General features: G+C 56.1%; 9 protein-coding genes. All 9 read left to right on the top strand.

Annotated features, from left to right (window positions below; all coding sequences use genetic code 11):
- Positions 1-78: 78 nt before the first annotated feature.
- The 9 genes from R2K26_RS12890 to R2K26_RS12850 all read left to right on the top strand — a co-directional run bounded on the left by R2K26_RS12890 (position 79) and on the right by R2K26_RS12850 (position 13,033).
- Complete coding sequence (locus tag R2K26_RS12890; protein ID WP_308448808.1) at positions 79-900, top strand: CDP-archaeol synthase; 822 nt, start codon at positions 79-81, stop codon at positions 898-900.
- Positions 901-916: 16 nt separating this feature from the next.
- Positions 917-2,092, top strand: a complete 1,176-nt coding sequence (locus R2K26_RS12885; protein ID WP_316522197.1) for a 1-deoxy-D-xylulose-5-phosphate reductoisomerase — start codon at positions 917-919, stop codon at positions 2,090-2,092.
- Positions 2,089-3,180 carry a site-2 protease family protein gene (locus R2K26_RS12880; RefSeq protein ID WP_316522195.1) on the top strand — a complete coding sequence of 364 codons (1,092 nt, stop codon included), beginning with the start codon at positions 2,089-2,091 and terminating at the stop codon, positions 3,178-3,180. Before R2K26_RS12885 ends, R2K26_RS12880 begins: the two co-directional genes overlap by 4 nt.
- Positions 3,181-3,196: 16 nt before the next feature.
- Complete coding sequence (gene ispG, locus R2K26_RS12875; RefSeq protein ID WP_176821416.1) at positions 3,197-4,240, top strand: flavodoxin-dependent (E)-4-hydroxy-3-methylbut-2-enyl-diphosphate synthase; 1,044 nt, start codon at positions 3,197-3,199, stop codon at positions 4,238-4,240.
- 93 nt (positions 4,241-4,333) lie between these two features.
- Positions 4,334-8,671 (top strand): PolC-type DNA polymerase III, encoded by a 4,338-nt coding sequence (locus tag R2K26_RS12870; RefSeq protein WP_396897254.1) that lies wholly within the window; start codon positions 4,334-4,336, stop codon positions 8,669-8,671.
- A gap of 152 nt (positions 8,672-8,823) precedes the next feature.
- A complete protein-coding gene (hisZ, locus tag R2K26_RS12865; protein WP_316522192.1) occupies positions 8,824-10,011 on the top strand; it encodes an ATP phosphoribosyltransferase regulatory subunit in 1,188 nt (395 codons plus the stop codon).
- A complete protein-coding gene (hisG, locus tag R2K26_RS12860) occupies positions 10,008-10,661 on the top strand; it encodes an ATP phosphoribosyltransferase (protein WP_316522189.1) in 654 nt (217 codons plus the stop codon). Before hisZ ends, hisG begins: the two co-directional genes overlap by 4 nt.
- Positions 10,658-11,947, top strand: coding sequence for a histidinol dehydrogenase (hisD, locus tag R2K26_RS12855; RefSeq protein ID WP_308448803.1), 1,290 nt, complete (start codon positions 10,658-10,660; stop codon positions 11,945-11,947). The genes hisG and hisD overlap by 4 nt, the downstream gene beginning before the upstream one ends.
- Positions 11,948-11,962: 15 nt before the next feature.
- Entirely contained in the window at positions 11,963-13,033 is a 1,071-nt protein-coding gene (locus tag R2K26_RS12850) for a histidinol-phosphate transaminase (RefSeq protein ID WP_316522183.1), read from the top strand.
- Positions 13,034-13,047: the final 14 nt, after the last annotated feature.

Here is a 13,047-nt window from a genome sequence, read left to right as displayed (position 1 = left end):
TTTGCAGTGCGGGCGGCACATGCCGCCCTGTACCGCGTTTCTATTACATTCCGAACGGTGAAAGGAAACCATAGGTATATGAAGGACAGAGTTTTATCCGGTGTCACGCTGGTCGCATTTTTCATGGCAATCGTCGTGTTCAACCGCTCTTTTCCGCTGGCACTCAATATTGCCATTGCGTTTATCTCCGCGCTCGCTGTTTTTGAAGTCATCAAGGCGCTGGGGCTTTCCGACCGCTGGTATATCACGGTTCCCAGCATGACAGCTGCCGTGCTGGTGCAGTTCTGTGAATTTCAGCAGGCAAATATCTTTATTTATTCCGCGTTCACGGCGTGCATTTTCTGCGCGCTGCTGCGCCACCACCGCGAGATCACTTTTAAAGAAATGGCCGTTGTGTACAGCATGGTCGTTTTGATCCCGCTCGCGCTGCAGACTATCGTTCTGGTGCGCACGTTGAGCGACCAGCACGGCATGTTCTACGCGCTCGTGTGCGTATTCTCCGCATGGATTCCGGACGCAGGCGCGTTTTTCGCCGGCAAGCTCTTCGGTAAGCACAAGCTGTGCCCGGAGATCAGCCCCAAAAAGACTGTGGAGGGTCTCATCGGCGGCGTGTTGTCCAGCGTCATCATTTTGCAGCTCGTGGGTCTCATTTTCACCTACGGTATTTACGGCGGCGAACGTCAGGCAAACTGGCTCTCGCTCTTTATCATCGGCTTTTTCGGCGCGTTTGTGTCCGTGCTCGGCGACCTCAGCTTTTCGCTCATTAAAAGAAGCTGCCACATCAAAGATTTCGGCAGCGTCATTCCGGGCCACGGCGGCATTTTGGACCGTTTCGACAGCGTGATTTTCACCGCACCGTTTGTCTACATGGTAACGATGCTGCTGCCGATCGTGTCGTAAGAAAGGATGGGTCTGCATGAAAAAGTTAGCTTTGCTCGGCTCTACCGGGTCCATCGGTACACAGGCGCTCGACGTTGTGCGCTGTATACAAAAGGAAGGGGAGCACGCCGTTAAAGTGGAGGCGCTCGCTGCCCATTCCAATATTCGGCTTCTGGAAGAGCAGATCCGGGAATTTAAACCGCAAGCAGTTGCGGTTTTTGATTTGGAAGCGGCTTCTAAGCTTCGTGCTGCCGTCCGCGACCTCGATGTGAAGGTGTACAGCGGCATGGAGGGCCTTTGTGCTCTGACGGAGCTGGAAAGCGTTGATATCGTCTTAAACTCCGTCGTGGGCATGGTGGGCCTCAAGCCGACCTTAACGGCACTCAAAGCCCAAAAGCAGATGGCGCTTGCGAATAAGGAAACGCTCGTCGCAGGCGGTTCGCTCGTCATGAAGACCGCCAAGGAAAACGGCATCGAAATTCTGCCCGTAGACAGCGAGCATTCTGCCATTTTCCAGTGTTTGCAGGGTATGTACAAAAAGTGCGACTTAAATAAAATCATCTTAACGGCGTCCGGCGGTCCGTTCTTCGGCAAAAAAGCCGGGGAGCTTCAGCATATCCGCCCCGCAGACGCCTTAAAACACCCGAACTGGGACATGGGCGCGAAGGTCACCATAGACAGCTCCACGCTCATGAATAAGGGCCTCGAATTCATCGAAGCCAAGTGGCTGTTCGATATGGAGCCGGACGACATCGACGTCGTTGTGCACCGCGAAAGCATCGTGCACTCGCTCATTGAGTATAAAGACCACTCCGTCATCGCGCAGCTCGGCGTGCCGGATATGCGCATTCCCATCCAGTATGCGCTTACCTACCCGCGCCGCTTCCCGTCGCCTGTAAAGCAGTTGAATTTGGCCGATTGGCAGAAGTTGACGTTCTATGCGCCGGACGAAGAAACCTTTACGTGCTTCGGCGCGTGCAAGCGTGCCATTCGCCGCGGCGGTACATTGCCCGCGGCGGTCAACGGTGCAAACGAAGCCGCTGTTGCGCTGTTTTTAAAAGAAAAGATCGGCTGGCAGGACATCGGCGAGCTCGTGTGCCATGTGGCCGATACATTTGAAACCGCGCCCGTTACAAGTGTGGAGGACGTTTTGGAAGCCGACCGCAAAGCGCGCGCCTATGTGCTGGAGCGCTGCGGGGAGAGCGCAAGATGAGCACGGTGGTGCAGGGCATCCTGCTCGCCGTTATCGGCGTATTGCTCTTCGGGCTCATCATTTTCATCCACGAGTTCGGCCACTTTTTCACAGCGAAGCTGAGCCACGTGTGCGTCAACGAATTCTCCATCGGCATGGGGCCAAAGCTTTTCTCGTTCACCCGCGGTGAAACGCAGTATTCCCTGCGGCTTTTGCCCATCGGCGGCTACTGCGCCATGGAGGGTGAGGACGAAAAAAGCGACGATCCCCGCGCGTTTGGCAACCGTCCCGTTTGGCAGCGCATGATCGTGGTTGCGGCGGGCGGCATTATGAATATCCTGCTCGCCGTTTTGCTGATGATGGTCATCTGCGGGCAGGAAGACCGCTACGCCACCATGCGGATCGCCGGCTTTGCGGAAAATTCCGCGTTTGAAGCCGCCGGCGTGGAGGTGGGCGACGTCATCACCTCCATCGACGGCTATGCCGTTCGCACAGGGCAGGATCTTTCCTTTGCTTTAAGTATGGCGGCGCTTGATTCCACAGACGGTACCGCGGCGCTCGACCTTACCGTAAAGCGCGGCGAAGAGACCGTCACCTTTAACGATATGACCATCAACACAACATCTACGGACGGCAAGCAGTACCGCGCCGTGCTGGATTTCTACGTGTTGGGCGAAGAAAGAACGCCGTGGACGCTCATCAAAAACGCGTTTGCGGATATGTACTCCACCGTGCGTATGATCTTCAACAGCCTCATCGGCATGGTGACAGGCCGATTTGGATTTAGCGGGCTTGCGGGTCCGGTCGGTACGGCGCAGGCAGTCACGCAGGCCGCAAGCGCGGGACTCAAGCAGAGCTTCGGTGCGGCGGTCAACAACATCGTGTACATCATGCTTGTGATCTCCGTGAACCTCGGCATCGTGAATTTACTGCCGCTGCCGGCGCTCGACGGCGGACGGCTTGTGTTCCTCATCATCGAAGCGATCTTCCGCAGGCCGGTTCCGGCAAAGTACGAACGCTGGGTGCACGCAGGCGGCTTTGCACTGCTTATCTGCCTGGTGCTCGCCGTCACGTTCCAGGACATCATGCGCATCGTAACAGGCGGATAAGGGAAAGGACGATACAATGAAACGCATTTCAAAACAGGTCATGGCGGGCAATGTGAAAATCGGCGGCGGCGCGCCCGTCACCGTGCAGTCCATGCTGAACGTGCCCTCCACCGATATAGAAGGCAGCGTGCGGCAGGCGGTCGCACTGGAAAAAGCCGGCTGCCAGATTCTCCGCGCCGCCATCCCCGATATGGATGCCGTGCGGCTGATCCCCGCTATCAAAGAGAAAATTTCCATTCCGCTCGTGGCGGATATTCATTTCGATTATAAGCTTGCGCTTGAGGCTGCAGCGGCGGGCGTGGATAAAATCCGCATCAATCCTGGCAACATCGGCGGCGATGACCGCGTAAAAGCCGTCGCGACCGTGTGCCGCGAAAAGAAAATTCCGATCCGCATCGGCGTCAATTCCGGTTCGGTCGAAAAGAGTATCCTCGCAAAGTACGGTGCGCCCACAGCGGAAGCGCTGTGCGAAAGCGCACTTTACCACGCGTCTTTGCTCGAAAAGTTCGATTTCACGGACATCGTCATCTCCCTGAAATCCTCCTCGGTCGATACGAATATCAAGGCGTATGAAAGGATTGCGGAGCGCTGCGATTACCCGCTGCACCTCGGCGTGACGGAAACCGGCACGCTGCGCATGGGGATCGTCAAGTCCGCCATCGGCATCGGCAGCCTTTTGCAGCGCGGCATCGGCGATACACTGCGTGTTTCCCTGACGGCCGACCCCGCAGAGGAGATTCGCACCGGCCGCGATATTTTAAGCGCGCTCGGTCTGCGCGGCGGCGTAAAGCTTGTTTCCTGCCCCACCTGCGGCAGAACACGTATCGACCTCATCGGCCTTGCCAATAAGGTCGAAAAGGCACTCGAATACGTTGATAAGGACATCACCGTTGCCGTCATGGGCTGTGTTGTCAACGGCCCCGGCGAAGCGCGCGAGGCTGACCTCGGCGTCACCGGCGGCAAGGGAGAGGGTCTCATTTTCAAAAAAGGTCAGATCATCCGCAAGGTGCCGGAAGCTGAGCTTCTGGACGCCCTGATGGAAGAAATCGACAAGCTTTAATTTGCAATAAAACAGGCTGTGCCGGGCGGTACGGCCTTTTTGCATCATCTCACACCATAAAAACACAGACCATTCTACATAGGAGAGATGCACTTGAAAACATTAGGCGATCTGCTGAAAAGCGCCGGCTATACGCCGAAAGACGGCGTCGCTGCCGGTCAGATCGAAAAAATAGAGATACACAGGGAAAACCGTTTGGTGCGCCTGAAAACGAAGTTTGAAGCCTTCGTGCCGTACAGCGACCTGCGCGAGGTAAACGGTATGCTGCACGAGCGCATTCTGCCCGATATGCGCGTGGAGCTTGCCCCCGCATTCCCCGCTCAGGCGTGGCAGGAAAGCTGCGTTACCTCCGTTTTGGAGCGCGTGCGCGAGCTCGACGCAAGCTTGAACGGCACATTTAAAGACGCAGACTGCACCATAAACGAAAATACCCTTACAATAGAGCTGCTGCACGGCGGACTCAATCTGCTCGAAAAGCGCCATACCGACCGCGCCATCAGCGAAACGGTGCAGGAGTGGTTCAGCGTGCCCGTTACGGTGACGTTCACGGGCAAAACAGAACTGCAAAACGGCGATGAATCCGTCATCGAGCGATTGCACGTCGAGGAAGAAAAGCGTGCGCGCGCCGCCGCCATCGAAGAAATGAACCGTTACGAAGCCGCCATGAAAGAGATAGCCGCGAAGCGCCGCGTCAGCGTGCGCGAGGGCAAATCGCTCATGCCGCAGATCGTTCTGGAGACCGCGCGCCCCATTCTCGGCAAGCTGCCGAAAAAGGAGCCGGTGCCGATTTCCGAAGCGACCATCGAAGCCGGACGTATCACCGTTTGGGGCGAGGTGTTCGACATTGAATCCCGCGAAACGCGTGACGGCTCCCGCAAAATTTATTCCATCGACATTACCGATTACACAAATTCCATCACGCTGAAGCTTATCCAGCAGGCGAACGACTGCGAAAAGATTGATGACATCAAAAAGGGTACGGCGCTGCTCGTGACGGGCTCCGTGGAGTACGATAAATACGACCGCGAAAACGTTATGCGCCCGAATGCCATTGCCCGCGCGGAAATGGTGGAGGTCGTCGATACCGCCAAAGAAAAGCGCGTAGAGCTGCACCTGCATACGAACATGTCCGCCATGGACGGCATGACCCCCGCAGGCGAGCTCATCGACCGCGCCTATAAATGGGGGCAAAAGGCTCTCGCCATCACCGACCACGGCGTCGCGCAGGCGTTTCCGGATGCCATGAACGCGTGGCTCAAGATCAAGAAGGGCGGCGGCGAATTCAAGGTCATCTACGGCGTGGAAAGCTACTTTGTAAACGACCTCGTGCCCGCCGTCACCGGCGAGACCGATAAGCCGCTCAATACGGACTACATCTGCTTTGACCTCGAGACCACCGGCCTTTCTTCGAGCAAAGAACGCATCACGGAGATCGGCGCGGTACGCGTGCATAACGGCGAAATCACCGAATCTTTCAATACATTCGTCGACCCCGAAAAGCCCATTCCCGCAAAGATTACGGAGCTCACCGGTATCACGGATGAAATGGTCGCGGGCGCACCGAAAGAGGAAGAAGCCGTGCGCAAATTCTTCGAGTTTTGCGGCGAAGACGTGATTCTTGTCGCGCACAACGCAAATTTTGATACCTCGTTCCTGCGCGCCGTGTGCAGCCGCCACGACATGACGTTCCCGTATGTGTATATCGATACGGTCGCCATGTGTCGCTCCATGCTGACGGACATCAAAAACTGCAAGCTCGATACGGTCGCGAAGTATTTAAAGCTAAAGCCCTTTAATCACCATCGCGCGTGCGACGATGCCGCCGTGCTCGGCGAGATTTTTATCAACCTCATCCAGCGCCTCGTCGATGATTTCAAGCTGACAGATGTCAAACAGATCAACACCGCACTCGCGGGCGGCGACCCGAAAAAGCTGCCGACCTACCACCAGATCATTCTCGTTAAGAACCTGGTGGGTTTAAAGAATCTCTATAAGCTCATCTCGTTCGGCCACCTGAATTACTTCTATAAGCGTCCCCGCACGCCGAAAAGCGTTTTGAACCGGTACCGCGAGGGCCTCATCATCGGCTCCGCGTGCGAAGCGGGCGAGCTGTTCCGCGCCATTACGCGCGGTGAGCCGTGGGAAAAATTGCTCGAGATTGCTTCCTACTACGATTACCTCGAAATCCAGCCGCTTGGCAATAACATGTTCATGGTGCGCAACGGCTCGTGCGATATCGAGCAGTTAAAAGAGTACAACCGCACCATCGTAAAGCTCGGCGAAAAGCTGAAAAAGCCTGTTGTCGCAACGGGAGACGTGCACTTCAAAGACCCGAAAGACGCCGCAGGCCGCGCCATTTTGATGGCGGGTCAGGGCTTCACGGATGCCGATGAGCAGGCGCCGCTCTACATGCGCACCACAGACGAAATGCTGAAAGAATTCGACTACCTCGGCAAAGAAAAAGCGTATGAGGTTGTCGTCACCAATACGAACAAGATCGCCGATATGATCGAGGAAATCCGCCCTATCCCGGAGGGTGTTTTCCCACCGTTCATCGACGGCGCAGAGGAGCAGCTGAACTCCATCACGTGGGCGCGCACCAAGGAAAAGTACGGTGACCCGCTGCCGGAGATCGTCGAAAAGCGATTAAAGCGCGAGCTCGGCTCCATCAACAAGCACGGCTTCTCCGTTTTGTACATGACGGCGCAAAAGCTCGTGGCAGACAGCGAAGCGCACGGCTATCTCGTCGGCTCGCGTGGCTCCGTCGGCTCGTCGTTCGTCGCGACCATGTCCGGCATCTCGGAGGTCAACCCCTTGGAGCCGCACTACATTTGCCCCAAGTGCAAATACAGCGAGTTCATCACGGACGGCAGCTACCTTTCCGGCTTTGATCTGCCGCCGAAAAAGTGCCCGCGCTGCGGCGAAGATCTCGACCGCGACGGCCACACCATCCCGTTTGAGACATTCCTCGGCTTTGACGGCGACAAAACGCCGGATATCGACCTCAACTTCTCCGGCGAATACCAAAGCGGTGCGCACCGCTATACGGAGACGCTGTTCGGCCGCGAAAACGTCTTCAAGGCCGGCACCATCGCAACCGTCGCGGATAAAACCGCGTTCGGCTACGTGAAAAAATATGCCGAAGAACGTTCCCGCGTGCTTTCCCGCGCGGAGGAAAAACGCCTCTCCATTTCCTGCACGGGCATCAAGCGCACCACGGGCCAGCACCCGGGCGGCATGGTCGTCGTGCCAAAGGGCAAAGAGGTCTATGATTTCTGTCCGGTGCAGCACCCCGCAAACGACCAGAATTCCGATAACATCACCACGCACTTCGACTTCCATTCCATTCACGATACCATTTGTAAACTGGACGAGCTCGGCCACGATGTGCCGACCATCTACCGCTATCTCGAAGATTACACGGGTATCCCCGTCATGAAGGTCTCCATGAGCGACCCGGCGGTCATGTCGCTGTTTACGTCCACGGAAGCGCTCGGCGTCACGCCGGAGGACATCGGCTCGTTGACGGGCACATTCTCTCTGCCGGAGTGCGGCACGCCGTTCGTGCGCCAAATGCTCATCGATGCCCAGCCGAAGACATTCTCCGACCTTCTGCAGGTCTCGGGTCTGTCCCACGGCACGGATGTTTGGATCGGCAACGCGCAGGACCTCATCAAAGACGGCACCTGCACCATTGCCACCGTCATCGGTACGCGAGACAGCATCATGACCTACCTGCTCTTAAAGGGCCTTGAGCCGAAAATGGCGTTTAAGATTATGGAAATCACCCGTAAGGGCAACGCGAAAAAGCTCTTCACGCAGGAGCACATCGCCGCCATGAAGGAGCACAACGTGCCGGATTGGTACATCGAGTCCTGCTATAAGATTAAGTACATGTTCCCGAAAGCGCACGCTGCCGCCTACATGATCGCGACGCTGCGCCTCGGCTGGTACAAGGTGCATTATCCTGTGGAATACTACGCGGCGTACTTCACCGTGCGCAGTGAAGATTTCGACGGTGCCACCGCCGTGCAGGGGCGTGCCGCCGTGCAGCGCCGTATGCGCGAGCTGGAGCAGAAGCAAAAGGAGCACCAGTCTACTGTCAAGGAGGACGCGGCGTATTCCACATTTCAGATCATCAATGAAATGCTGTGCCGCGGCATCGAGCTTTTGCCGGTTGACCTGTATAAATCCGATGCGAAAAAGTTCCTTGTCGAAGACGGCAAGATCCGTCTGCCGTTCTCGTCCCTGCCCGGTGTGGGCGAGGCGGCGGCGCACAGCTTGTATGAAGCGTGCACGGGCGGCGAGGAGTTCATCTCCATCGACGAAGTGCAGTCCCGCGCCAAGGTCTCCAGCGCTGTTATCGATGTTTTAAAAAGCGCCGGCGCACTGCAGGGTCTGCCGGACAGCAGCCAGACATCACTGTTTTAATGCCATTAGGCGGACGCAAGAAGTTGCTTCCGCCTTTCTGCATATCTATGCGTATATACATGTATACACAAAACAGGAAAAGTCTTGACAAGCGCACAGTTGCATGGTATTATTGTAACACATCATTACATTAAAGCAGAAGGACGGTCGTTATGAAGAAGTTCAACAAGATCACGCCGGAGGGCACCAAGGATATTCTGTTTGAAGAGTGCCTTTCGCAGCGTACCGTGAGCGAGCGGCTCACGCATATATTCAAAATGCGCGGCTATAATGAGGTCATCACGCCCGGCATGGAATACTACGACGTGTTCGATGCCCCAAACGCCGCCATTCCTCAGTATGAGATGTATAAATCCACGGATAACAAAGGCAGGCTCATCGTGTTCCGTCCCGATTTAACGCTGCCCATCGCACGCCTTACCGCAACGCGGCTGCAGGCGATGGAAAAGCCCATTCGGCTTTACTATAACCAGCCGATCTATCGCAACCGCAAGGACCTTTCCGGCCGCAGCGACGAAACAACGCAGGCGGGCATCGAGCTTTTGGGTGCATCGGGGCTGAAAGCGGATATCGAGGTCATCGCCGCCGCCGTTGAGGCGCTTTCCGCGTGCACGGAAAACTTCCGCTTGGAGATCGGCAGCGCAAAGTTCTTCGGTGCGCTCGCCGATGAGCTGCCCGTCTCCGCCGATAAAAAAGAGGATATCCGCCAGACGATCGAATCGAAAAACTACGCCGCCCTCGGCGATATGCTCGACGCACTCCCGAAATCCGTGTATACCGAAGCCATCAAAAAGCTGCCGCGCCTGTTCGGCGGGGCAGAGGTCTTCGCGGAAGCGGAGCGGTTCTGCAAAGGCCATCCCGTGCTTTCCGAAACGCTCGATTATATGCGCACGCTATATACTGCGCTGTCGTCGCTCGGCCTCGATGATCGCCTGATGGTCGATTTTGGCCTTGTGCAGCGCAATGATTACTACACAGGTGTTGTCTTCAGCGCTTATGTGGAAAACTACGGTGACGCCGTTCTGATGGGTGGCCGCTACGATACGCTTTTAAAGCAATTTGATGCCCCCATGCCCGCCATCGGCTTTGCCGCAAACGTTGATGCACTGGCTTCTGTCTTGCTCGACGACGGCCGGATTGAAAGCGTGCCCACGCCGGACGTGCTCGTCCACGCGGAAAGCGGCGCGGAGATCGAAGCCCAGATGAAAATTCGTGAGCTGACCGCAAACGGCAAAATCTGCGAAAGCTCCGTGTTCGATACGGCAGACGAAGCCGAGCGCTACGCAAAGCGCCGCGGCATCCCGGAAGTCATCGTCCTTAGAGGGGAGGAAAATGCATGAAGCCATTAAGAATTGCCCTCACAAAAGGGCGCCTCGAAAAAGACACCGTGAACCTTTTGGAGCAGATCGGCCTTGATTGCACGCAAGTGCGCGAAAAAGGCAGAAGACTGATTCTTCCCATTGGAAACGGCGAGATCGAAGTCGTTTTAGCCAAAGCTGCCGATGTCATCACTTACGTCGAAAACGGCGTGTGCGACCTCGGTGTTGTCGGCAAAGATACCATCATGGAAAACGGCAGTCATTTTTACGAAATTTTAGATCTTGGCTTCGGCCGCTGCCGCTTTGCGCTCGCTTGCCGCAAGGGTACGGATTTCTTCGGCGGCTACAAAGCGAAGACCGTCGCGTCCAAATACCCGAACGTCGCGCGGCAGTTCTTTGAAAGCCGCGCCATGGACGTGCGCATCATCAAAATCGAGGGCTCCGTAGAGCTCGCCCCGCTGCTCGGCCTTGCAGACGGCATCGTCGATATCGTCGAGACCGGCACCACCTTAAAAGAAAACGGTCTGGAGGTCACGGAGACCATCGCCGGTATCTCGGCGCGTCTCATCGCAAACACCGCCAGCCTTAAAATGAGAAAGCAGGAGATTGAAGCGCTTGCCGCCCGCATGGAAGCGCAGATTGAAAAGAACAGGGAGGAGAAATCCGTATGATCCGTATTGCCAAAGGCGATAGAGCCTACTGTGAAGCGTTTATTCAAAGCCTTAAAGCCCGCGTCAGCGAAAACGACCGCAGCGTAGAGGATAAAGTGGCCGAAATTTTGAAGGACGTGCGCGATAACGGCGACGAAGCCGTGCGCCGCTATACGATGAAGTTCGACGGCTGGGCGCCGGAGAAAGCGGAGATTACAAAAGAGGAAATCGATGCGCTCACCGCAGACTGCGACCCGGCGTTCATCGCTTCGATGGAGCGCGCCGCAGAAAATATCCGCGCGTTCCACGCCAGACAAAAGCAGCAAAGCCGCATCGACCCCTCGCCCACGGGTGTTCTGATGGGTCAGCGCGTGCGCGGCCTGCACAGGGTCGGCGTGTATGTGCCGGGCGGTACGGCAGCGTACCCGTCCTCCGTTTTGATGAACGTCATCCCGGCGAAAATTGCCGAAGTCGGCGAGATCGTCATGGTCACGCCGCCGGGACGTACCGGCAAGCCGGATAAAAACATTTTGGCCGCCGCAAGGATTGCCGGCGTAGATCGCGTGTTCCTCATCGGCGGCGCGCAGGCCGTCGCGGCGCTCGCCTACGGCACCGAGACCGTCCCGAAGGTTGATAAAGTCGTCGGCCCCGGCAACATTTTCGTCGCCACGGCAAAGAAATTACTGTACGGCACCATCGATATTGACATGATTGCCGGTCCGAGTGAAATTCTTGTCATTGCGGATAAAACCGCAAAGCCGGAGTTCTTGGCCGCCGACCTCATGAGCCAGGCGGAGCACGACCGCATGGCGTCCGCCATTCTCATTACCCCGGAGGAAGACCTTGCAAAGGCGACCGCTGCGGAGATTGAGCGCCAAATGCAGACGCTTTCAAGAAAAGACATTATTAAAGAATCCATCGAAAATTTCGGTGCAATTATTGTCTGCGAAAACATGGCGGAAGCCGTCGATTTCGCAAACGAGCTCGCCCCGGAGCACCTTGAAGTCTGCTGCGAAAATCCGCTCGAATACATCGGCAAGCTCGATAACGCCGGTTCCGTGTTCCTCGGAAACTATTCTCCGGAGCCGCTCGGCGATTACTTCGCGGGTCCGAACCACGTGCTGCCCACCAGCGGCACGGCGCGTTTCTTCTCGCCGCTTTCCGTCGATGATTTTATCAAAAAATCGAGCTTTATCTACTATACGGAAGCGGAACTTCTGAAAGCTGCCGACGACATCATCCGCATTGCCGAGACCGAAGAGCTGACCGCGCACGCGAATTCCATCGCCGTCCGCAAGAAAAAGTGACCCCGGAGGTAGTTTATGTATACGCTGAATGAAAAAATCCGCGATTTAGAGCCGTATGAACCCATTGCGGGCGAGTATAAAATTCGTCTGGACGCAAACGAATCGTTCCTGTGCCTGCCGGAATCCGTTATGGCGTCCGCTTTGCACGCCATGATGAGAGTGGAGCTCAACCGCTATCCGGATCCCACCGCAAAAGACCTGTGCGCCGCCTTTGCCAAAAGCTATAAGGTAAAGCCGGCGTGCGTTGCGGCGGGCAACGGCAGCGATGAGCTCATCAGCGTCATTTTCCAGAGCTTTCTGATGAAAGGCGAGATCTACGCAACGCTCACGCCGGATTTTTCCATGTATGATTTTTACGGCTACGTTTCGGAATGCCGCGGCATCGAAATCAAAAAAGACGAAAATTTCACAATCGATATTGACAAGGTGATCGAAACCTGCAACAATGAGAACGTAAAGCTGCTCATTTTCAGCAACCCGTGCAATCCGACGTCCGTCGGCCTCACGCGCGAAGCCGTGCGCAAAATCATCAGGGGCGTCTCCGCGCTCGTCGTGCTCGACGAAGCCTATATGGACTTCTGGAACGAATCTATGCTCGGCGAATTTGAAAACTACGATAATTTGCTCATATTGAAAACGTGCTCCAAAGCATTCGGTCTCGCCGCGCTGCGCGTAGGCTTTGCCGTGGGCAACGAAAAGCTTGTCCGCGCCATCAAGGCTGTAAAGTCGCCGTATAACGTCAACACCTGCTCGCAGAAAATGGCGGAAGCCGTGCTGAAAAACCGCGCGGAAGCCGATGCTGCCATCCGCAGATTGCTGCTTTCGCGAGACGAATTGCAGCAGAAATTCGACCGCATGGCGCAGCGCTTCCCGGAAAAGCTCCAAACGGTAAAGAGCGTTACGAACTTCGTCGTTCTGCGCACACCGTACGCAAAGGAGCTCTATGAGCGCCTTTTGTCCGAATCCATCGCGGTGCGGTACTTTAAAAACATGTCCGCCCTGCGCATCACGGCAGGCTCCACGGGCGAAAACGCAGTGGTCACAGAGCACATTCAGCGGTTCTTTGAAGAAAAAGAGCAAGCGTAAATCGGGCTTTAGGC

The sequence above is a fragment of the Neglectibacter sp. CSJ-5 genome (assembly GCF_032490475.1).
Taxonomy (GTDB): domain Bacteria; phylum Bacillota; class Clostridia; order Oscillospirales; family Acutalibacteraceae; genus Hominenteromicrobium; species Hominenteromicrobium mulieris.
Note: the sequence above shows the minus strand (reverse complement) of the source record. Positions and strands in the feature narration are given on the sequence as shown.

What these genes read in the sequence shown, in the direction of transcription:
- R2K26_RS12890 (WP_308448808.1), top strand. Translation starts at nt 79, where the DNA reads ATGAAGGACAGAGTTTTATCCGGTGTCACGCTGGTCGCATTTTTCATG.
- R2K26_RS12885 (WP_316522197.1), top strand. Translation starts at nt 917, where the DNA reads ATGAAAAAGTTAGCTTTGCTCGGCTCTACCGGGTCCATCGGTACACAG.
- R2K26_RS12880 (WP_316522195.1), top strand. Translation starts at nt 2,089, where the DNA reads ATGAGCACGGTGGTGCAGGGCATCCTGCTCGCCGTTATCGGCGTATTG.
- ispG (WP_176821416.1), top strand. Translation starts at nt 3,197, where the DNA reads ATGAAACGCATTTCAAAACAGGTCATGGCGGGCAATGTGAAAATCGGC.
- hisZ (WP_316522192.1), top strand. Translation starts at nt 8,824, where the DNA reads ATGAAGAAGTTCAACAAGATCACGCCGGAGGGCACCAAGGATATTCTG.
- hisG (WP_316522189.1), top strand. Translation starts at nt 10,008, where the DNA reads ATGAAGCCATTAAGAATTGCCCTCACAAAAGGGCGCCTCGAAAAAGAC.
- hisD (WP_308448803.1), top strand. Translation starts at nt 10,658, where the DNA reads ATGATCCGTATTGCCAAAGGCGATAGAGCCTACTGTGAAGCGTTTATT.
- R2K26_RS12850 (WP_316522183.1), top strand. Translation starts at nt 11,963, where the DNA reads ATGTATACGCTGAATGAAAAAATCCGCGATTTAGAGCCGTATGAACCC.